This window comes from Turicibacter sanguinis, assembly GCF_013046825.1.
Classification (GTDB): domain Bacteria; phylum Bacillota_I; class Bacilli_A; order MOL361; family Turicibacteraceae; genus Turicibacter; species Turicibacter sanguinis.
This window is the reverse complement of the sequence record NZ_CP053187.1, coordinates 1,932,287-1,955,694: the sequence shown is the minus strand read 5'-3', so window position 1 is coordinate 1,955,694 and position 23,408 is coordinate 1,932,287. Positions and strand designations below refer to the sequence as shown.

20 protein-coding genes are annotated in these 23,408 nt (G+C 35.8%); 1 reads left to right on the top strand and 19 read right to left on the bottom strand.

Annotated features, from left to right (window positions below; genetic code table 11):
- Window positions 1–3 precede the first annotated feature (3 nt).
- The 5 genes from nth to dapB form a co-directional block, all read right to left on the bottom strand.
- Complete coding sequence (nth, locus tag HLK68_RS09425) at window positions 4–648, bottom strand: endonuclease III (protein ID WP_006785420.1); 645 nt, start codon at window positions 646–648, stop codon at window positions 4–6.
- Between the two features lie 15 nt (window positions 649–663).
- Window positions 664–1,341: a DnaD domain-containing protein gene (locus HLK68_RS09420; protein ID WP_006785419.1), complete on the bottom strand. Its 678-nt coding sequence runs from the start codon at window positions 1,339–1,341 to the stop codon at window positions 664–666.
- A 10-nt stretch (window positions 1,342–1,351) separates the two neighbouring features.
- Entirely contained in the window at window positions 1,352–1,828 is a 477-nt protein-coding gene (locus tag HLK68_RS09415; protein WP_009607331.1) for a hypothetical protein, read from the bottom strand.
- Window positions 1,812–2,972 carry a CCA tRNA nucleotidyltransferase gene (locus tag HLK68_RS09410; protein WP_132942662.1) on the bottom strand — a complete coding sequence of 387 codons (1,161 nt, stop codon included), beginning with the start codon at window positions 2,970–2,972 and terminating at the stop codon, window positions 1,812–1,814. Before HLK68_RS09410 ends, HLK68_RS09415 begins: the two co-directional genes overlap by 17 nt.
- Before the next feature lie 103 nt (window positions 2,973–3,075).
- Window positions 3,076–3,786 (bottom strand): 4-hydroxy-tetrahydrodipicolinate reductase, encoded by a 711-nt coding sequence (gene dapB, locus HLK68_RS09405; protein ID WP_006785416.1) that lies wholly within the window; start codon window positions 3,784–3,786, stop codon window positions 3,076–3,078.
- 94 nt (window positions 3,787–3,880) lie between these two features.
- Between dapB and HLK68_RS09400 the strand changes: the two genes are divergently transcribed.
- A complete protein-coding gene (locus HLK68_RS09400) occupies window positions 3,881–4,753 on the top strand; it encodes a YitT family protein (RefSeq protein WP_006785415.1) in 873 nt (290 codons plus the stop codon).
- Window positions 4,754–4,794: 41 nt separating this feature from the next.
- Here HLK68_RS09400 and HLK68_RS09395 read toward each other — a convergent pair whose 3' ends face one another.
- From HLK68_RS09395 to HLK68_RS09330, 14 genes are all read right to left on the bottom strand, one after another.
- The gene (locus tag HLK68_RS09395; protein WP_006785706.1) at window positions 4,795–5,523 is read right to left on the bottom strand and encodes a zinc metallopeptidase; all 729 of its coding nucleotides are present in this window, start codon (window positions 5,521–5,523) and stop codon (window positions 4,795–4,797) included.
- Between the two features lie 90 nt (window positions 5,524–5,613).
- Window positions 5,614–6,864, bottom strand: coding sequence for a tetratricopeptide repeat protein (locus HLK68_RS09390; RefSeq protein WP_006785705.1), 1,251 nt, complete (start codon window positions 6,862–6,864; stop codon window positions 5,614–5,616).
- 41 nt (window positions 6,865–6,905) lie between these two features.
- Complete coding sequence (gene aroA / locus HLK68_RS09385; RefSeq protein ID WP_009607412.1) at window positions 6,906–8,174, bottom strand: 3-phosphoshikimate 1-carboxyvinyltransferase; 1,269 nt, start codon at window positions 8,172–8,174, stop codon at window positions 6,906–6,908.
- Window positions 8,175–8,176: 2 nt separating this feature from the next.
- Window positions 8,177–9,244, bottom strand: coding sequence for a 3-dehydroquinate synthase (gene aroB, locus HLK68_RS09380; protein ID WP_006785703.1), 1,068 nt, complete (start codon window positions 9,242–9,244; stop codon window positions 8,177–8,179).
- Window positions 9,244–10,395 (bottom strand): chorismate synthase, encoded by a 1,152-nt coding sequence (aroC, locus tag HLK68_RS09375; RefSeq protein ID WP_006785702.1) that lies wholly within the window; start codon window positions 10,393–10,395, stop codon window positions 9,244–9,246. The genes aroB and aroC overlap by 1 nt, the downstream gene beginning before the upstream one ends.
- 12 nt (window positions 10,396–10,407) lie before the next feature.
- Window positions 10,408–10,971: a GTP cyclohydrolase I FolE gene (gene folE / locus HLK68_RS09370; protein WP_132942661.1), complete on the bottom strand. Its 564-nt coding sequence runs from the start codon at window positions 10,969–10,971 to the stop codon at window positions 10,408–10,410.
- 175 nt (window positions 10,972–11,146) lie between these two features.
- The gene (locus HLK68_RS09365; RefSeq protein WP_006785700.1) at window positions 11,147–12,538 is read right to left on the bottom strand and encodes a glycogen synthase; all 1,392 of its coding nucleotides are present in this window, start codon (window positions 12,536–12,538) and stop codon (window positions 11,147–11,149) included.
- A gap of 3 nt (window positions 12,539–12,541) precedes the next feature.
- The gene (locus tag HLK68_RS09360) at window positions 12,542–13,807 is read right to left on the bottom strand and encodes a glucose-1-phosphate adenylyltransferase (protein WP_006785699.1); all 1,266 of its coding nucleotides are present in this window, start codon (window positions 13,805–13,807) and stop codon (window positions 12,542–12,544) included.
- 427 nt (window positions 13,808–14,234) lie between these two features.
- Window positions 14,235–17,795, bottom strand: a complete 3,561-nt coding sequence (nifJ, locus tag HLK68_RS09355) for a pyruvate:ferredoxin (flavodoxin) oxidoreductase (RefSeq protein ID WP_006785698.1) — start codon at window positions 17,793–17,795, stop codon at window positions 14,235–14,237.
- 340 nt (window positions 17,796–18,135) lie between these two features.
- Window positions 18,136–19,908, bottom strand: coding sequence for an NADH-dependent [FeFe] hydrogenase, group A6 (locus HLK68_RS09350; protein WP_006785697.1), 1,773 nt, complete (start codon window positions 19,906–19,908; stop codon window positions 18,136–18,138).
- 12 nt (window positions 19,909–19,920) lie between these two features.
- Entirely contained in the window at window positions 19,921–21,741 is a 1,821-nt protein-coding gene (gene nuoF, locus HLK68_RS09345; RefSeq protein WP_006785696.1) for an NADH-quinone oxidoreductase subunit NuoF, read from the bottom strand.
- A gap of 24 nt (window positions 21,742–21,765) precedes the next feature.
- The gene (locus HLK68_RS09340; RefSeq protein WP_006785695.1) at window positions 21,766–22,134 is read right to left on the bottom strand and encodes a (2Fe-2S) ferredoxin domain-containing protein; all 369 of its coding nucleotides are present in this window, start codon (window positions 22,132–22,134) and stop codon (window positions 21,766–21,768) included.
- A gap of 18 nt (window positions 22,135–22,152) precedes the next feature.
- On the bottom strand, window positions 22,153–22,698 hold the full coding sequence (locus HLK68_RS09335; protein ID WP_006785694.1) for an ATP-binding protein: 546 nt from the start codon (window positions 22,696–22,698) through the stop codon (window positions 22,153–22,155).
- Window positions 22,695–23,408 (bottom strand): PHP domain-containing protein, encoded by a 714-nt coding sequence (locus HLK68_RS09330; RefSeq protein ID WP_006785693.1) that lies wholly within the window; start codon window positions 23,406–23,408, stop codon window positions 22,695–22,697. The genes HLK68_RS09335 and HLK68_RS09330 overlap by 4 nt, the downstream gene beginning before the upstream one ends.

The following is a 23,408-nucleotide window of genomic DNA, read 5'->3' as shown; positions in this document are numbered from 1 at the left end:
TTTTTATTTTTTAATTAATTTTTTTCCTTCTTTACATGCATCAAACAAAGGACAGGTTTCACATTTTGGATTCTTAGCCGTGCAGTGATAGCGACCAAAGAAAATCATTAGATGGTGTGCTTTTGACCATCTATTTTCTGGAATCAACTTCATTAATCTATTTTCTACTTCAAGGACCGTATCATCTTTTTTAGCAAAGTCTAATCGCTTTGAGATACGCTCAACATGTGTATCTACTGCTATACGTGGCACTCCAAATCCAACAGATAAAACAACATTGGCTGTTTTTCGACCAACACCTGGTAGTTTCACGAGTTCCTCAAATGTCGAAGGAACGACTCCATCATATTTATCTAATAAGATTTGAGACAAAGCTTGAATATTTTTCGCCTTATTTCGATATAATCCAATCGTTTTAACATCTTGCTCAAGCTCACTTAACGGAACCTTGATATAATCTTCTGGACATTTATATTTCTCAAATAACGTTTGAGTTAGCTTATTAACACTTTTATCGGTTGTTTGGGCAGATAATAAAACAGCTAATACCAGTTCAAACTCATTTTTAAAATTTAATTCACAGTGCGCATCTGGAAATAATGTTTCCATCACATCAATGATTTCAAGTGCTTTTTTCTTCGATACCATTTGCTCACTTCCTCTTTATTCATTCATCCAGTCATAATAAAAATTAGGATCGACTACTGGAGCTTCATTATTCGTTGCCATAGGACTTTGTTTACGTTGTCTGAACTGAATCAACTGACGTTTAGCTTCCTCAACGGTTGTAATATTTTTCTTTTTCCACTCGATTAAAATTTTATCAATATAGCGAATTGATTTAATTTGATTCGCATTCACCTCATAAATGGCTAACTTAATCAGTTCTGGATCAAAATTATCTTCTGTCATCCACATGTGAATCGTTTCTATATCAAGCGGGCTTAAAATTCCAAACTCTTGCTCAAGCAACGTAAAAATCTCTTCTCGTTGCGTGGACTTCGATTGATTTTTCTTCTGTTTTAAATGCTTCTCAATACGCGTAAATAAAGGAGATAATGAATATTCTTCAAATCGTTTTCCAAATTCATCTGTTTTACTACTCACCAAGATATACTTACGTTCAACAAGACCGATAAATAATAGCGAACAACTGCCATCATCAAGCGTCATCTGTTTTGAAATGTCGGCAAAGGTCCACCCACCTGGATTCGTTTGAATTAAATTAGCTAGCAAACAAATAAAAACAAATTCTTGTTCATTTAACTCAAGCTCTTTATAGATTGTTAACAATAATGTATTAAAATCTAGCAGCTTTTTTTCCCATAAGTCATACATCATGTTTCTACTCCTAATCAATAATAAAATGCGAAATCAATTCTCCGTCTAAAGCATTTAAAATCACATATTCCTCACCTTTAGACGTTGTCACTAACACTTCATAAATTGGATTTTCATCCAAAAAACCTAAATAATAATGCTTCACTTTCCCACTACCTGTTAGCGATAAAGCTTTATTTACAATGGCATCAGTTGATAAAATCTTGTTTATTTCGACTTGATAAACCACGACATTATCTTTAATAAAATAATACTGCTCTGTCTCATTCGTTAGCAATACTTTAGCCACGTAATAGGCATCAATCCCTTGATACTCAGAAATTTCAAGCACTTGCTCAACCTCCGGTAACTTAGAAAGCGATGACTGATAATTCATCAAACTTTTTTCATGTCCCATTACATAAGAAAATAGTAATAAAAATCCCGAAATAATTAGGACAATTATTAATAAAACAAATCGTTTTAACCACCTATTTTTTGATTTCATAACCTTCTCCTAACTGTTGAATATAGTTTCGCAAACTCACGACCTCATTTTCAAGTGTTCCCATTACAACTTCAAACTCTAACGCCTCAAGTAGCTGACTAAGCCATGGACCTTTAGGGTGATTAATCCACTGTATAATATCCGCTACCTCAATCGCCAATTCTTTTCGATCAGTAATCGGTAGCTCTCTTAACTCAAATTTTTCAACTGATTGTTTTAATACATTCTGAATTCGATGATAATGGAGAGCTAAATCTTCTTTGTATTTATACTGAATATACTGAGGGGGCAACTGTTTGTCATAACACTCCCTAATCGCTTTAATCATACGTTTTTCAACGTTAGAAAAAGGCCAAGCTTTTAAATAGTCTTCCATTTCCTCAACTGTCAAACCAATTAAGGCAAATAACTCAACGCCCTCTTCTAGCCTTGCTAAGTTAGAACTTGAATATCGCTTCAGTTCTTTAAAATAAGTGATGGAGTCACAAAGTGGGGTATGGATTAGCAGATTAAATGCCTTTAATGAAAACTCACCACTTACCATCCCTTCAATTTCTTTTTTGATTCGTTCTTTTGAGATGTGTTCAATTAAAGCGCCCACTTCACCTATTGCTTTAGACGTTTCATCCTCTAACTCAAAGCCGAGTTTTGACATAAAACGAAGTCCGCGCAACATTCGTAACGGATCTTCAATAAAGCGCTCCTTCGCCTCTCCTACGGCCTTAATTTGACGATTACTTAAATCCTTAAGTCCATGAAAGGGATCCTCAAGCGTTCCATCAATTGACTCTGCTATCGCATTCATCGTAAAGTCTCGACGCTTTAAATCTTCTATTAGAGATGACGTAAACCTAACCTCACTCGGTCTTCTAAAGTCTTCGTATGCTTCTTCAACACGAAAAGTTGTGACTTCAACCGGTATTCCTTCTATCATGACGGTCACCGTTCCATGTTTAATTCCAGTCTGAATCGTCTTTTCAAATAACCCAATGACGACATCAGGTTTAGCGGACGTTGTAATATCAATATCATAAATGTCTCGACCTAGCAATCGATCGCGAACCATTCCACCTACAAAATAAGCTTCATATCCATTTTCTATCAAACGGTTCAAAACAACCTTTCCAACACGGATTAAACTCATTTTTAACACTCCAATTTAATTATACTCCTTTTATTATACTTAACATTAAACAAGATAATCAATAAAAAACCTCCTTTATTATTTTAAGGAGGTTTTTATCTTCTTAATCAATTAAATGTTGTAATCCATACACCAGTTCATTTAAGTTTTCAACTTTTCGAATGGCTAAAATAATTCCTTTTTCAAATGAATGGCGGCTATTGGATTGATGGATGAGCTCAAGTGTTTGATAATCATCACTAATTAACACCTGATGTTTCGCTAAAATCCCTGGCATTCGAATACTATGCACATGAGTTGAGGCTAACTTTCGTTTCAAAGAACAGTCTAGTGTATTAGCTAAATAAACTGCCGTTCCTGATGGTTTATCTTTTTTATTGATATGATGATATTCTACAATTTCAAAATTATCAAAATAATGAGAACACATTTCCGTAAACTTATTAATTAAAATGGCACCAATTGAAAAGTTTGGGGCAATGACTCCGCGCCCTCCATATTGTCTGGCCACATCTTTTAAATAATCGACGTCAGCTTTATTAAATCCAGTCGTTCCGATCACAATCGATTTTCCTGATTTTAACATGAGTTCCGACGCTATTTTTGCAAATTCATAGACAGTAAAATCAACATACACATCAAACTCAATTTCATTAATTACTTTTTGAGGGTCTGAATATACGGGGATGTCACCCGTTAAATCTTCTACTTCACTCACACCAGCTACTAACTTTAAATCTTCCTCATTCTTCAATGCTTCGACAAGAAAGCTTCCCATTTTCCCATTTAAGCCACCCACTACTATCTTTTTCATCATCTCACCTCAAAATTTGTCTATTCGTTATAGTTTATTCATCCATTCATGATATAATAATAACTAATAGTAAAATATTCTAGGAGGTTCTAACGTGTCACAAAAATTATTAAAACAACTACTATTGATTTCTTTAGGAACCGCATTGATGGCTTTTGGAATTATAAATTTTGCCATCACTAATCACATGGCTGAAGGTGGATTTACAGGAATTACAATTATTTTATTTCATGTCTTTGGAATTAGTACGGCTGTTTCAAACCTACTCTTGAATATACCTATGTTAATTATCGGATACAAACAGTTCAGTAAAAAAGGATTTTGGCTCACGATTTTCGGAACGGTTATGCTGTCTGTTTTCCTAAGAATCTTTGAGATGATTGGACATATTATCCCCCCACTTCCAAATGATATGATTTTAGCTGCTATCGGAATGGGAGTCTTTGTGGGTTCTGGACTTGGGATTATCTTTAATGCGGGTGGAACAACAGGTGGTGTTGACATTATTGCTAAAATTATAAAAGATAAACTCGACATTCCAATGTCACGTACAATGTTCACTTTTGATGCTATTGTCATCACGATTTCACTTATTATTTTCTTATCATTTACAAATGCCATTTATACCATTATTGGGCTTTATATTGCTGCCATTATCATTGGAAAATTCCAAGAAGGTTTCCAGGCTGGACACAAGGTTCTCATTATTTCAAATAATTATGAACAAATTGCAGCTGCCATTCACACTAAAATGAACCGAGGGGCAACCTTTATTCATGGGATGGGAACTTATAATAAAAATGATAAAGTCATTGTCATGACCATTATCAATAAACGCGAGTTATCTTCTTTAAAAGAACTTATTTATAAAATTGATCCTCAAGCTTTCGTAACTGTAAGTCATGTTTATGAAACATTAGGAGAAGGTTTCACATTTGATTCAAATGGCATCCCATACTTTGATTAATATCTAAAAAAAATCCTATCTATCAAGATAGGATTTTTTTATTAGTCATTATTTCGTTGATTAAAAATCATAATCAAACGTAATAACTCGGCAATCGCAACTACAGCTCCCGCTACATACGTTAAAGCTGCTGCCGTTAAGACTTTACGTGCCCCAGCTTTCTCTTCATTACCATATAAAATATTTAATTCACCTAACTGTGTTAGAGCACGAGCTGAGGCATTAAATTCAACTGGTAATGTCACGAGTTGGAATAATACAGTGATTCCGACCATGATAATTCCAAGTAATAAGAAGTTTCCTCTTCCTAAAACAAATCCAAGTAAGATGGCAATATAACCAAATTTATTCGCGAAATTAACCAGTGGGAACATTGCCGAACGGAATTGTAGCGGGGCATAGGCATTCGCATGTTGAATGGCGTGTCCACACTCATGTGCCGCTACGGCAACCGAAGCAATCGAGTTTCCACGATAAATATCACTTGATAAACGAACCGTTTTACGAGTTGGATCATAGTGATCACTCAAACGACCACCCACTTCTGTTAAATGAACATGTTGTAATCCATTCATATCTAAAATACGTCGCGCTACTTCTGCTCCCGTCATTCCAGATGAATTACGGACACGAATGTAGTGATTAAACGTTGACGTTAACTTAGCCTGTGCGAGCATTGGGACAATTAACGCAATTAATAGATAAATGATGTATGAAGAATCCATATACATTCCCCCACCATATCCATACGGACTATAATATAAAAACATTACTGATCACCTCAATCAATATCTTATTTAGAATGTATTATACCTCTTTTAAGACAAACTGTCTTGATTATGTAAATTCTTTTACAATTATTACATCAAATTCTCTAGAAGTTCGCGAGCTGGTGTTGCAGATGGGTCTAACTGTAAAATACGTTCTAATAGCTTAATCGCTTCGTTAGATAATCCTTCTTCAATTAAGAACTGAGCATAATCAAATAAAAATTCAACGTTATCTGCAAATAATGCGGCTCCTTGTTCAAAGCACGCTTTTGCCTCATCATATTCTTCTAACTCTAGATAAGCAATCGCTAAGTCCCAAGTAAAATGATCATCATATAATCCATTTTCTTCATAATGTTTAATATTATGAACCACTTCCTCATAATCTTCTAACATTAAACAAATACGGTTGCTTCTTAGAGCTGACTCTAAATCTTCAGGGTCTAAATTTAAAGCCTCATAGTACGCATCACGAGCGGCTTCAAAATCTTTTAACTTTTCTAATGCTGTTCCTTTAATCGAATATAGCTCCGCATTATACTCATTATGTGTCATTCCTTCTGCAACCATTTCTAATGCTTTTTCATAATCTTCTTCTTTTAAGTAGATTTTAGCTAAAATCGGATAAATCGTATCGTAAGAAGGATCTAATTCTTTTAATTCTTGGAATACTTTCTTTGCCTCAACCTCATCATTTAATTGATAAGCTAAAAACCCTTTATTAAATAGTTGATCGGTATTTAATTTTCCAAAATATTTTTCTGATAACTCAAATTGTTCTAAAGCTTTTTCAAACTCACCAATATGAGAATAGCAGGTAGCTAAACGATCATACACGTTAATTTCAGCTGATAAGCCACATTCAATTAAATCTAAATATAAATTTAAAGCCTGCTCGAATTCTCCGATATGATGATAAAACTCTGCATAAGCTAATTTAATCAAATCATTTTTAGGTTCTAAGGTCATTGCTTTTTTTAATTTATCTTCGGCTACTTCGAATAACCCCTGAGCAATATACATATCAGCCTCTAGTAATAAAACACTCACATCTGACTCATCATCACTTCCTGATAATAAATCTAATGCTTTTTCATCTTCCGCTAAATCTAAATATAAATCAGCTAGGAATGTTCTTAAATTCGTTTCATGCGGATATTTTGAAATTAATGGCTCTACTAATTCAATCGCAGCTGAAACACGTCCCAGTGCCGCAAAAATTTGTGCTACTAAGAAAATTTCATCATCGTTAGCATGAAAAGCAAAATGTTGCATTTGTTCAACGACTTCTTCTGTTATTTGTCCTTTTTCATATAATTCAATAAACGTTTCAATTGTCATATAAAACACCTCTATTTTTCTATCTTCAACATCATTCTCACTTATTTTAAAACTTTTTGCATATGCACTAAAAAGTCAGGATATGAAATATTCATCGCTTGCATCTCTTCTATTTCAAGCTCATTTTTCATCAATAATGATGCCACATATAACATCATTGCAATGCGGTGATCACCATGGCTTGAGACTAAAGCAGGGTGATAGCTCAGATTAATATCGCCGTTAATAACCATACCATCTTCGGTTGAGAAAAGGTTGGCACCAATGGCTTTTAACTCTCCAACCGTCACATCAATTCGATTCGTCTCTTTTACTTTTAATTCTTCTGCATCTTTAATGATGGTTTGTCCCATCGCTTTCGTTGCCAGTAAGGCGATGATCGGAATTTCATCAATTAAACGAGGAATCATCTCACCTTCAATGATAATCCCCTTTAAATCTTTCGTATACTGAACTCGAATATCCGCCACTCGCTCACCACCAAAATAACGCTCATTTTGGATAGTCAGACGTCCTCCCATTTGCAAGAGGACATCCACAATGCCACAGCGAGTTTCATTTAGACCCACATTTTTAAGGATAAGGTCACTGCCTTCAACCATTAAGGCTGCTACCATAAAGAAAGCCGCCGATGAAATATCAGCTGGAACAAAGACTTGGCCTGGCGTTTTTGGCATCTGAGGCCCACTTAAGGTAATCACACGGTTCTCCTTATTATAGACAATTTGGAAATCTTCAAACATTTTTTCCGTATGATCACGCGTCGGAACCGGTTCATGGATTTTCGTTTCTCCACTTGCAAACATAGCCGCTAACATAATAGCTGACTTCACCTGAGCACTTGCTACTGGTAATTCATACTCAATTCCATTAAGACTTTGTCCTTTAATCGTAGCTGGCAACGTCTGATCATGTGTTAATTCAATGCAAGCTCCCATTTGTTTTAATGGACTTGTCACACGTTTCATTGGGCGCTTTGACAATGAAGCATCACCAACTAACGTTAGCGTTGTTGGAAGAGCGCTTAACACCCCCATCAATAAACGTGCAGTCGTTCCTGAATTTCCGGCATCAAGAATGGAATTTGAATAGGTAAATCCATCTACACCTGGGCTATCGATGATTAATTGATTAGCCGTTAATTGATACGTCACCCCAAACTGTTTAAAAATTTCAAGCGTGCTTAAACAATCAGCCCCTAGTAGCGGGTCATGAATGACAGTTTGTCCAGTTGCTAAACTACTTAGAATAATAGCACGATGCGTAATCGATTTATCTCCTGCGACTTGTAACTCTCCACTTAAACGCATCTTTATAACCTCCTATCGTTCATCCATTTTAAAAACTGCTTAACATATCGTTTCGTCTCTTCACGCGTCAAACTAACAAGGCATGGAGACTGTTTATCATCTAATAATACAAATCGAATCAATTGTCGATCATTTTTCTTATCATGATCCATATAGTTTAAATACGTTTCAATCTTCTCTTCTTCTAATAAAATCGGATAATTTAATTTAACTAATGTGTTTAAATACTTCATCAAATCAACTTGAAGGAATAGTTTTTCCTGACTTACAAAAAGAGCAAAAGCCATCCCAATTGCGACAGCTTCTCCATGAGAAAGGGATGGATACACCAGTTCAACAGCATGGCCAAACGTGTGCCCAAAGTTTAAAAAAGCACGTTGTCCTTTTTCAAATTCATCAGCCTCTACAATCACTTGCTTCACCTTTAGGCTGTCAATTAAAATCGGTGAAAAAGAAGGGTGCTTTAACGGTTCAAGAGATGGATAACTCATCAGTTTTGTTAGTAAATCATCATTTGCAATAAAACCATGTTTCAGCATTTCAGCAAATCCACTACGCCACTCTTTATCACTTAACGTCTTTAAAAAATCAAGATGATAAATAACGGCAAGAGGAGGATAAAATGCACCAATTAAATTTTTACCAAGCTCATGATTAATGGCAACCTTTCCACCAATCGCACTATCGTGTGCCAATAGCGTTGTTGGGATTTGAATAAAATCAATCCCTCTCATGTAAGTCGCACTGACGAATCCAGCTAAATCTCCGACAACGCCCCCTCCAAAAGCTAACACTAAACCACGACGATCGACCTGATGTTCAATTAAAAACGTCTGAATTTCATAATAATTTGATATAGATTTAGAAGACTCGCCTGGTTTTATCACGAAAACAGGGGACTCAGAAGGTAAATACTCTTTCAGTTGCGCGTAGTGAAGATCATAAACCGTTTGATCGGTTATCACCACAACTTGACTCGCCTTTTGAATAAATGGATTTAAGGAGGCTAAACAATCTCCGACATAAATGGGATACGTGGAATGCTTCGTTTGAATCATTAATTTTTGCATTAGTATAACCTCACATATTCACGATAAGCATTCATCGAATCGATTAGTTGGCTCATTTGATTTGATTGAAACTCGTCTATTATAGCAGTTGCAACTTCAATAGCCACCACCGCTTCTAAAACAACACCTGCCGCCGGAACCACACAGGTATCGGAGCGTTCAATCATACTTTCTTCAACTGCTTTCGTTTCAATATGAATGGATTGAAGGGGTTGATACAGTGTTGGAATTGGTTTAATCATCGCCTGAATAACAAGTGGCATTCCATTGGTCATACCTCCTTCAAATCCACCATAATGATTTGTTTGTCTGGTATATCCGTTATCGTAAGTAATTTGGTCATGAACCTGACTTCCAAAGTGACTTGAAGCCATCATCGCATCTCCAAAGTAAACGCCTTTAACCGACTGAACACTCATCACCGCTGCTGCTATCTTTGCATCTAATTTACGATCAAATTGAACATAACTTCCAATTCCAGCTGGAACATTTTCAACGAGAACCTGAACCACTCCTCCAAGTGAATCTCCCTTTGATTTCGCTATATCAATTTCTTGACACATCGCCTGTGAGGCTTCTACATCAAGACAGCGCACTAAAGACTTTACTGCCTGTAATTTAATCTTTTCAACGGTTACCTCTTCTATATTTGCCGATACGTTCCCAATTTGTAAAACATGAGCCCCCACTTCAATCTCAAGAGCTTTTAAAACTTGTTTAGCTACCGCTCCAACTGCAACTCGAATTGCTGTTTCACGAGCTGATGAACGTTCAAGGACATTACGTAAATCACGATGTCCATATTTAATCGCACCCACCAAATCGGCATGGCCAGGGCGTGGCACTTTTTTTATTTCATAATCCTGTTCATCAATTGGAGCAACTGACATCGTTTGGCCCCAATTTTTATTATCTTTATTTTTTATGATTAACGTAATGGGGGATCCAAGCGTCCTACCATGTCTAACTCCGCTGACAATTTCAACACGATCTGTTTCAATCTTCATTCGATCTCCACGTCCGTATCCACCTTGACGAATTTTCAACTCTTCATTAATCATCTCGGCTGTTAACTCAAGTCCAGCTGGAATTCCTTCGATAATAGCCGTTAATTGGGGACCATGTGATTCACCACTTGTAAAATATCGCATCTACCTCACCTCTTAACCTTTAATTAAATTTAAGACTTCTTGACGAAGTGCGATCTCTTCTTTAAACACACCTGTACTATAAATGGTCTTTGTAATAGCTCCTGGCTTTTTAATTCCTCTCATCACCATACACATATGTTCCGCTTCGATAACAACCATAACCCCTTTAGATTGAAGGGTTTCAACAATAGCATCGCCAATTTGTTTTCCCATACGCTCCTGTAATTGGGGGCGTTTAGACACAATATCCACGACACGTGGAATTTTACTTAATCCAACAACCGCATCATTTTCTGGATAATACGCGACATGCACACGCCCGAAAAACGGTAATAAATGATGCTCACACATCGAATGGAACACAATATCTTGGACTAATACATATTGATCATATTCTTCACTGAAATAAACTTGTAAATGTTTTGTGGGATCATCGTGTAAACCTGAAAAAACCTCTTCATACATTCTAGCCACACGTGCTGGTGTATCAATTAACCCTTCACGACTTGGATTTTCCCCAATGGCCTCTAAAATCATCTTAACTGCTTCTTCAATTTTATTTTTATCAACTGACATTGCTTATCACCTTTTTATTAGATTTCGACATTTTTCCATATATGATATTTTACCATAATCTTATCTTTTTCTCTTACTTTTTAGTTTTTACTTTTTTAGAAGTCCTTATCAATCTCAAAACATAAAAAAAGCATAGAAATCACTAATTCAAAACTAGTCATTTCTATGCCTATTATTAAAACATCGACTGATATAATTCCACGTATCGCTGCGCGGATTGTTCCCATGAATAATCCCCTGTCATCCCACGTTTCATTAATAATTGCCAAGTCTCTTTATCCTGATAATAAAAACTTAAAGCTCGGCGGATGGTATACATCATATCGTGCGCATTATAATTCGTGAAACTAAATCCATTTCCTTCTTTCGTGAATTCATTAAAGGCGTGTACCGTATCATTCAATCCACCTGTTTCACGAACAATTGGAACTGTTCCGTATCGAAGTGAAATAAGTTGTGATAATCCACATGGCTCATATAAAGAAGGCATTAAGAACATATCACTTGCTCCATAAACTAAATTAGCAAGTGCCGCATTATATCCAAAGTAAACCCCAAGCTTTTGCGGATAACGGTCGCGAAGAGATTGGAAAAATGCTTCATACTTCGCCTCTCCCGATCCTAAAATAAAGAATTGAACATGATCATGGATTAACATTTCTTCCATCACACAGGCCATTAAATCCAAACCCTTTTGAGAATCTAATCGTGTGACCACTCCAATTAAAGCCATTTCTTTATTAACTTCCATTCCAAAGCGGCGTTGTAACTCTTCTTTATTATCAGCTTTTAAATAAAGCGTCTCAACTGAATATTGACTACGCAGTGATAAATCAACCTCAGGATTAAACAAATCCACATCAATTCCATTGACGATTCCACTTAAATCCGCTTTTCTCATCCATAAATTATGATTTAAATGCTCTCCATAAAAATCAGTAAGGATTTCTTTCGCATATGTTTCACTTACTGTATTAACCTTCGTCGCATATTGAATTCCAAGTTGCATGTAATTAATGCTAATATCATCAAACCGATACCCAAGTGCACGAACTGCTTGAGAACTGAAAATACCTTGGAAACGAAGATTATGAATGGTATAAAGTGTTTTCGTATCATAATAAAATGGATCTGCATAATAACGTTGATGCATAAAAAATGGAATTAATCCCGTTTGCCAATCATTAGTATGAATGACATCTGCTTGAAAGTTAATATTTTTTAATAATTTTAATGTGATTTCACAAAACATCGCAAATTGATAATCACGATCATCATTTTCATAAATTGAATCACGATTTGAAAAAAGTGGTTCAAATATTAAATAATATTTAACACCTTCTGATTCAACACAGTTAATCCAGAACGTTTTTCCCATTAACTCTACATTCGTTACCCAATAAGCTCCCTGAAGTAATCCTTCAGGAATTTGCTTATAGGCTGGCAAAATGACACGAACATCATGTCCAAGTTTAGCTAATGCTTTCGGTAAGGCATAGGCAACATCAGCTAATCCTCCCGTTTTAATAAACGGATATACTTCAGAGGATACAAAGGCTACTTTCACCAGTTATGCCTCCTTAGACGGACGGATTGTTCGACCACATGTAATGATTTGTTCATTAAAATCGTTTGCTTCTGCATGAGGGAAAATACGAACATTTCGTTCAATAATTGTCCCTTCTGGAATACATACACCCTTACCAATAACATTTAATCCACTTGATAAAACATTTGGTTTTTCTTCATTTGGACAATGTACTTTTCCTCGTCCAATGATTGAACCTTTTCCAATGACAACATTTTTATCAATGATCGCTCCATCAATGATACACCCCTCTTCAATCACTGTATCATTCATGATAACACTGTTTCGAACGATTGCATTTGGATGAATATGTACCCCTGGACTAATAACACATTTTGTAACAGATCCTGCGATAATCGATCCATTAGAGATTAAACTTTGGCATACTTGCGCCTTTGAACCAAACTTAGCTGTTGGTTTTTCCTCACTTCTTGTATGAATAACCCAATCTTTGTCATACATATCTAATTGAATTTTATCAACCGTTGTTGTTAATTCTAAGTTTGACTCCAAGTAAGACTCATAAGTTCCTACATCTTTCCAATAGCTATTAAAACGATAAGAATACACATTTCCATGATGAATTAAGTGAGGAATAACATCACCACCAAAATCTAATCCTGTTTTTTTCAACTCTTGTAAAGTATTAATTAAAACATCTGTTGTGAACACATAAATCCCCATTGAAGCTAAATTACTTTTTGGCTCTGCTGGCTTTTCTTCAAACTCAATAATGCGTCCATTTTCATCATCTGTTAAAATTCCAAAGCGTGAGGCTTCTCTAATATCCACTTCTTGAGCACAGACCGTTACATCTGCTCCCGTTTTAATATGTTGATCGATTAAAGGACGATAATCCATTTTATAGATATGGTCACCCGATAAAATCAACACATAATCAGGATTTTTACGTTTAATATAGCTAATATTTTGATAAACAGCATCTGCTGTTCCAGTATACCATTCATCAGATGACAATCCTTCACATGGTTGTAATAGCGTCACCCCTGTATTTTTACGGTCAAAATCCCACGCTTGTCCAACCCCAATATGTTCATTTAATGATAATGGTAAGTATTGAGTTAAAATTCCAATATCATATATTTCTGAATTTGAGCAGTTACTCAAAACGAAGTCAATAATTCTGAATTTCCCTGCAAATGGAACACTAGGCTTAGCTCTTCCTAATGATAAAATATCAAGTCTTGATCCTCGTCCTCCGGCTAAAATCATGGCTAATGTTTTCATTTAATAATCCCCCATTCTTCCTTGCAATATTTCGGCCATCTCTATTTCTTTTTTATCATTTCCTCCATGACCCTCTTTATTACCTCATAATCCTAACACGACTAAACGTTTGATTTTAGCGTCTTTTGTCAGATGATTATTAATTCATATTATTTTTTAGTAACCCGTTACACACAAACTATATGAAAGCGGTTTATTTTTGGTTTTTATTTGTTTTTTGTAGTTTTTTGTTCACCTTTGTCGTTTTATTATGCGATACATTGCCCTAACAAAATAATTCTCAATACATAAACATTCTACGTTTCCTTTCTAATATATCCTTTAAGTCTGAGACCATCTTGGCTATTTTCTATCCTGTTTTATAAAAGCTTCACCTTCGATTAGACATAAAAAAACAGGTCAGATTAACTGACCTGTTTCATCTATATTATTCGTTTGTTTCAATTGCTTCTTCTGAATAGTCAAGAGCAGCCATACGTTCTAATTGACGATAACGACGTTGTGCTTCTTTTCTATTTTCATCTAATAAGCGTTGTGCATGCTCAGGGTTGATTTTTGTAACTTGAGCATAACGAGCTTCACTCATTAAGAAGTCTTGATATTTATCCCAGTTTGGTGCTTTAGAATCGATTGTTAATGGGTTTTTACCTTGATCGATTAATTTTGGATCAAAGCGATATGTTGGCCAATATCCACATTCTGTTGCTAATTTAGCTTGAGATTGGCTATTAGCTAATCCACCCTTAATACCGTGAGCGATACATGGTGAGTACGCTAAGATAATTGATGGACCTTCATGAGCTTCTGCTTCCATGAATGCTTTTAATACTTGAGCTTGGCTAGCACCATGAGAAATTTGAGCAACATATACGTGTCCATAAGACATTGCAATCGCTGCTAAGTCTTTTTTCTTACCTGATTTACCAGCCGCAGTAAATTTAGCAATTGAAGCGGCACGAGAAGATTTAGATGATTGTCCACCAGTATTTGAGTAAACCTCTGTATCTAATACTAAGATGTTAACATCTTCATTATTAGCGATAACGTGGTCTAATCCTCCATAACCGATGTCATATGCCCATCCATCTCCACCTACAATCCAGTTAGATTGTTTAACGATGTAATCTTTTAAGTCTAAAATTTCTTTAACTGCTTCATTAGCTGATGAAGAAATAGCAACTTCTAATTGTGGTGCTAATGCTTTTGTTACTGAACCATTATGACGGTTATCTAACCATTTCGTAAATAATTCTGCTAATTCAGCTTCTACGTTTTCCATATTTTCTTCCATGATGATTCCAATACGGTTACGTAATGTCTCAGCAGCCACATGCATACCAAATCCGAATTCTGCATTATCTTCGAATAATGAGTTAGCCCATGCCGGTCCTTCTCCATTAGCATTTGTAGTATAAGGTGTTGCTGGGAATGAACCACCATAGATTGATGAACATCCTGTTGCATTGGCAATTGTCATACGATCACCGAATAAACGAGTCATTAATGTTAAATATGGAGTTTCTCCACATCCAGCACATGCTCCAGAGAATTCGAATAATGGTTGAGCAAATTGAGCACCTTTAACTGTTGTTTTTGGTAATAAATCATCTTTATAAGTTACTTTATTGAAGAAGTAGTCAGAACGTTCTGCTTGTCCTGCTTCTAATTCTTCACTAATTGGAACCATAACTAAGGCTTTATTTCCTTTTTTACCTGGACAGATATGTGCACAAACTTCACATCCTGTACAATCCAGTGTTGAAACTTGGATACAATATTCTAATCCATCTAATCCTTTTCCAATCGCTTTTAATGTACGTGTTCCTTCTGGAGCTTGTTCTTTTTCTGCTTCAGTCACTAAGAATGGACGGATAACAGCATGAGGACAAACGAACGCACATTGATTACATTGGATACAGTTTTCTTCAATCCATTTTGGAACGAAGTTTGCAATCCCACGTTTTTCATAAGCCGCAGAACCATTTACCATTGTTCCATCAGCATAATCAACGAATGCTGAAACTGGTAAATTATTTCCATCATTATGATTAATTGGATCAGCAATTGTTTTTACGAAGTGTGGTCGAGTTTCATCAACATGAACTTCTTCGTCTGTTAAGTTGGCCCATGCTGGGTCTACTGTTAACTCAACTAATCCCTCTGCTCCTTTATCAATAGCAGCGAAGTTCATTGAGATAATTGCTTCACCTTTACGTGAATATAATTTTTCAACATATTTTTTCATTAATGTTTGAGCTGTTTCATATGGCATGATTTGCTCATTTAATTTGAAGAATGCAGATTGCATGATTGTATTAGTTCGACGTCCTAATCCAATTTCTTTAGCTAATGTTACGGCATCAATTAAGTATACTTTCGCATTTTTCTCTGCTAATTGTTTTTTGAAACTATTTGGCCACATTTCAACGATTTCTTCTTTAGAGTGAACAGTATTTAATAAGAATGTTCCTCCTTGACGTAATCCACTAATCATATCGTATTTACCAATGTATGTATCCATTGAACAAGATACGAAACTTGGAGTTGATACTAGATATGGAGCACGGATCACATCTTTACCAAAACGTAAATTAGAACGTGTTAAACCACCTGATTTTTTTGAATCGTATGCAAAGTATGCTTGTGCATATAAGTCAGTATTTTCTCCGATGATTTTAATTGTATTTTTATTAGCTCCGATTGTCCCATCAGATCCTAAACCGAAGAATAAAGCTTCTGTTACGTGATCTTCTAATACCATGATTTCTTTATTAATTGGTAATGATTTGAATGTTACATCATCGACAATACCAACTGTGAAATCATCTTTTTGTTCTCCAGCTAAGTTTTCATACACTGCTAAAATATGTGAAGGTGTTGTATCTTTTGAAGATAAACCGAAACGTCCTCCAATAATTTTTGGTGCATTTTCACGACCATGGAAGATTGAACGTACATCTAAACATAATGGTTCACTTGGTGCTCCTGGTTCTTTTGTACGGTCTAATACTGCAATACGTTCTACTGTACTTGGCAATACTTTGAAGAAGTATTCAGAACTAAATGGACGATATAAGTGAACTGTAATTAAACCAATTTTACGTCCTTCAGTTTTAATTAAATAATCAATTGTTTCTTTAATTGTTTCTGTAATTGATCCCATTGCAACGATAATATCTGTTGCATCTTCTGCTCCATAATACATAAATGGTGCATAAGGACGACCTGTAATTTCAGAAATTTTTTCCATATAATCTGCTACAATACCAGGAACTGCATCGTAGTATTTATTTTGTACTTCGCGTGTTTGGAAGTAAACGTCGTCATTTTGTGCTGACCCTTTAGTTACTGGGTGGTTTGGGTTAATCGCACGTGAACGGAATTCACGAACTTTGTCATAATCTAATAATTTTCCTAAGTCCTCGTAATCCATTACTTCAACTTTTTGAATTTCATGTGAAGTACGGAATCCGTCAAAGAAGTGTAAGAATGGAACACTTGATTTGATAGCTGCTAAGTGAGCAACCCCTCCTAAGTCCATCACTTCTTGAACTGAGCTTGTTGCAAGCATCGCAAATCCTGTTTGACGTGCTGCATAAATATCTTGGTGATCCCCAAAGATTGATAATGCTTGTGCAGCAAGAGCACGAGCAGAAACATGGATAACGCCTGGTAATAATTCCCCTGCGATTTTATACATGTTAGGAATTTTTAATAATAAACCTTGTGATGCTGTATATGTTGTTGTTAAAGCCCCAGCTTGTAAAGAACCATGAACGGTACCAGCTGCCCCAGCTTCAGATTGCATCTCAACAAGCTTAACTGGCGCACCAAATAAGTTCTTTTTACCTTGTGAAGCCCATAAATCTGTATATTCTGCCATTGGAGTCGAAGGCGTAATTGGATAAATTCCCGCTACTTCTGTAAAAGCATAAGAAACATATGCAGCTGCCTGACATCCATCCATTGATTGGAACACTTTAGACATAACATTAACCTCCCTGATTTTAATACATTTTGTAATATATACACGATACAATTATACTATACCTAACACTAATCAACAACGAAAGCAAAATGCTTTTATTTCATTTTTATACATTTAATACCATACCGCATAAACGTTAGTCACAAACCTATTTACTAACCTTTATTCCAGCTAATATCATCAAATTTTGATTTAAAACATTATAACTTTTCATAATCAATTAAATCTCGGTTACAGTTATAGTATACCTAAACTCTTAAAACTATCAAAGGAATATGCTTTAAAATAAAAACATTTAAACATTATAATCAAATACGACTCGTATTTACTATAATCTTGATTAGTTTGTTTCGTTTAACTTTTTTATATACAAGTCTTTTTTCTCATAATGAGTATGTAGTAACTCATGAGCTAAATGACTGTTTGGTGTTCCTAAATATTCTGCATATACGTTTTGAATCACAGGATTTTCATGCGATTTTCGAATGACTTGGGCTTTATCATCTTCATAAAGAGCTTTTGCTCGTTCTTCTCGTATATCTAATCCTTTATTAAATAAGTGAGCTGGAATATGAGGTTGTCCTCCTCCAGCAACACATCCGCCACTACATCCCATCACTTCAATAAAATGGTAAGGTTTATCACTCGTTAATAACTGATTCACTGTTTCAAGCGCTTGTTTTCCACCATGAATAACTGCTACATTCAAAGTTAAATCGCCAACGGTTAAGGTTGCCTCTTTAACGCCTTCAACACCGCGTACTGCTTCATATTCAATTTGTTCTAAAGATTGACCACTTAATACATCTGCTGCTGTTCTTAAGGCCGCTTCCATTACACCACCTGTTGCCCCAAAAATAGTTCCAGCACCACTATATTCACCAAGTGGTTGATCAAATGTTTCATCTGGTAATGCATTAAAATCTAATCCATACATGCGAATCATTCGAGCCAATTCTCGCGTTGTGATGGATGCATCAACATCCGCTATTCCATTAACCGCTAATTCTTCACGTTTTAATTCAGTTTTTTTAGCTACACACGGCATAACAGAAACACAATAGATCGATGATTTATCAATATTATTTTTTTCTGCCCAATAAGACTTTAAAATAGCTCCAAACATTTGTTGTGGTGATTTACAAGTTGAAAGATGTGGTAAGACATCTGGCATATATTGTTCCGCCAATCGAATCCATCCTGGAGAACAAGATGTAATCATTGGAAGGACTCCTCCCTGTTGAATTCGATTAACCAATTCATAAGCTTCTTCCATAATCGTTAAGTCAGCACTAAAGTTTGTATCAAAAACTTTACTGCTTGGTCCTCCAATACGACGAAGTGCAGCCGCAATTTTTCCAGTTACACATGTTCCAATTGGTAAATTAAATTCTTCTCCAAGTGCTGCGCGAACAGCAGGGGCAACTTGAAAAACAACCATTTTATTTGGATCGTTGATAGCTTCAACAACTTGATTAATATTTGAATGTTCTTGCAATGCGGCGGTTGGACAAGCGGCAATACATTGTCCACAATGAATGCAACCTGCGTCATCCATACATGCTTCAAACGCTGGACCGATATAAGTTTTGAACCCACGTTGATTAAAAGCTAAAACCTCAACCCCTGCTTTTTCACGACATGCGGCAACACAACGTCCACATAAAATACATTTTGATGTATCACGCACAATTGAATATGAATCATCTCGATAAATCGTTTCTCGACGTTCCCCTTTAAAATGACGACCCGTACATCCTAAATCATTTGATAATTGTTTTAGTTCACAGTTATGATTTCGCACACAAGTTGTACACTCGACATTATGATTAGCAAGTAGTAACTCAACCGTCATTCTTCTTGAATCTAACACTTTACTTGAATGAGTGTGAACCTTCATTCCCTCCGAAACTTTCATATTACAAGCCGTCACAAGCGAACGAGCCCCTTCTACTTCAACCACACACACTCGACAAGCACCTGTTTCATTTAAATCTTTTAAAAAACATAAGGTTGGAATTTTAATTCCCGCTTCGCGTGCAGCTTCTAAAATCGTATAATGAGACGGAACTTGCAAAGCTATTCCATTCATTGTGAGATTGACTAATTCCATTTCTAATCCCCCCTATCGCTTTACAATTGCACTAATTTTTGGTGGACAAGTAGCCATACAAGCCCCACACTTAATGCAATCTACTTTATTAATCACATGACGACGACGTCCTGTTTTTTCATTCACTACTTCACCAACCGGTTTAATACATGATGCTGGGCAGGCTTTGGCGCACATTCCACATCCAATACATTTATCGGTAATAAAGTATTCTAATAACTTCGTACAAACCCCTGATGGACAGCGTTTATCAACAACATGAGCTAAATACTCATCCTTAAAATGAGAGAGTGTTGATAGAACTGGATTGGGTGCTGTTTGACCGAGTCCACATAAAGAACTTGATTTAATATATTCTGCTAAATGTTCTAACTCATCTAAATCGGAAAGCTCACCTTTTCCTTCGGTAATTCTATTTAAAATTTCCATCATGCGTTTTGTTCCTTCACGACAAGGTGTACATTTTCCACATGACTCATCACATGTAAAATCTAAATAAAATCTTGCGATATCAACCATACAGTTATCTTCATCCATAATAATCATTCCACCTGATCCCATCATAGATCCAAGCTTCACTAAATTATCAAAGTCAATTTCTGTATCTAACAGTTCTTCTGTTAGACATCCTCCTGATGGTCCTCCAGTTTGTGCAGCTTTAAATTTTTTACCGTTTGGAATCCCTCCTCCAATACCGTAAATCACTTCTTTTAATGTTGTTCCCATTGGAATTTCAACTAATCCGGTGTTGTTAATCTTTCCACCTAAAGCAAAAACTTTTGTTCCTTTTGATTTTTCAGTCCCAATCCTTGCGAACCACTCTCCACCTTTTAAAATAATGAGTGGAACATTGGCATAAGTTTCAACATTGTTTAATAACGTTGGTTTTCCCCATACCCCTTTAACAGCTGGAAATGGTGGTCTTGGCCTTGGCATCCCGCGTTTTCCTTCAATTGATTCAATTAAAGCTGTTTCTTCACCGCAAACAAAAGCTCCCGCACCTAGTCGTAACTCAATATCAAAGTTAAAATCTGTTCCGAAAATTCCATGACCAAGTAATCCATATTCTCGTGCTTGTTCAATGGCAATGCTTAACCGTTTAACAGCAATCGGATATTCAGCGCGAACATAAATATATCCTGTATCAGCCCCGATAGCGTATCCAGCCAAAGCCATTGCTTCCAAAACTGAGTGTGGATCTCCCTCTAAAATAGAACGATCCATAAAGGCTCCAGGATCCCCTTCATCTGCATTACAGGCCACATATTTTTTATCTGATTTTGATTTATAAGTAAACTCCCATTTAAGACCTGTTGTAAAACCACCACCACCACGGCCTCTTAATCCTGATTTTTTAACTTCTTCAATGACTTGTTCTGGTGTCATTTCAGTCAAAGCTTTTCCTAAGGCACGATATCCATCATGTGCAATATACTCATCGATATTTTCTGGGTTAATATTCCCACAATTTCTCAGAGCAACCCTTGTTTGTTTGGCATAAAATTCTACTTCATTAACTGCTTTAATTTCACCTTCTTCTAAAGCTTCTTTGAATAAAAGATCTTTAATAATACGACCTTTTAATAAGTGTTCTTCTGCAATACGTACTGCATCGCTAACTTGAACTTTAGAATAGAACGTTCCTTCTGGATAAACGATAACGATAGGTCCAGCTTCACAAAGACCAAAGCACCCAGTCATAACCACTTGTACCTCTTTATCAAGTCCTAACCGTACAAGATGATTAACAAGTTCATGTTTAATTTCCTTTGATTTTGATGATGTACAACCTGTTCCCCCACAAATCAAAACATGTGACCGATAAAACTGCATCTATACCCCTCCTTCTATTTTTTACTAGTTCGTCACTGCACCAATTGTATATTCTGATACGATGTTTCCATTAACTAAATGTTCTAAAACTACTTTTTTAACTTTTTCAGGTGTCATATGAACATAAGTTGTTTTCCCAAATGCATCAAAAACATCAAACATCGGCTCATATGTACACATTCCAATACATCCTGTTTGAGTAATCACGACATGTTCAAGATGTCTTTGATTCACTTCATTAACTAATTCATTCAAAACAGGACGTGCCCCTGCTGAAATACCGCAAGTCCCCATTCCAACAACCACACGAACTTCTTTCCCTTCATGATCGCGCAATTGTAAATTCTTTAAGGTTTTTTCACGGATTTCTTCTAATTCCTTTAAAGTTTTCATATCAGAACCCCTTTACTATTAGTAAGTTGTGAAGGCAAAATCCCCTTCTTTTAATTCTTTATTAATCCAATTCATCACCTCTTGATGATTAATCGGTAAATCCTTGATCACTTCTTTCACAAGTTGCGTAGAAAATAAATAGTCTAACTCATCATTTTGATGCTCATAGATAAAATCAATGTTTGGTTCTAAATAAATTAAAGATGCAATCGTATTATGAATCTCACCAAAAGGAGGTCGATCAATATGACTAAGTTTGATTGTACTCCTCACTTCAGTCCCAACCCCGATTTCAGATTGAATGAAGACGTCTCCCTCACATCTTGAAGACATCGCCATTAAAAGGGGAATCCCAAGTCCAACTTTTCGGGTCGTACGGGTTGTAAAAAATGGATTTTTAACTTGCTCTAACATCTTTTGACTCATGCCACATCCATTATCTTTAATGACCATGATGAGTTGATCATTTTTTTTAGATTCAATGAACTTAATTTCGATGAGTGTTGCCTTTGCACGAATCGAGTTCATTGTTAAATCTAATAAGTGTAAGGAAAGATCTCTCATTTCTCCTCCTTCTTAACATAAGAAAAAAAGTCGAAGCGAGACTTATTTTCTAAAATTATGACATTTTCAGCTTCACTGATATCGCCTAATTGATGGGCATCAGAATTAATAAAAACTAAATAGTCTCCCCATTTAGGCGAGGCTTTATCTTTTTTTAAAACGTAGGCATTTAATTCAACACCATCAATTAATAAATCTGGAGGAATGAACCCTAGGTTTGTCAAAATACTGTGTTCTCTTTTATTCAGATGCGCAGCTATGACAACACCTCCTATTTCATGGACCAATTTAATAACATCTTGAATCGTTAGCGTGGTCGATTGAATTAACAGTGGTTTAACCCTTTCAATCACTTCATCCTTTTCATTCATGACCCACTGAGTTCCAAAAAATTCAGGACGATTTTCAATCATCCCTAGATGTTTTTCAGTAACTTCCCCTATTTTCATCATCGCTTCTAAACTATCGGTATAGCAAAGTAGGTGTACTCCTTCAATGGTCTCAATTTCAATACCTGGAATAAATAAGATATTCTCTTTTTCACAAATCTTAGCAACTGGTCCCATATTTTTGACACTATTATGATCGGTCAGTGAAATCATATCGAGACCTTTAATTTTAGCCATTAAGACAATATTATTTGGGGTCATAGACTCATCAGCACAAGGTGATAAGGCCGAATGAATATGTAAGTCATAGTACAGCTTCAT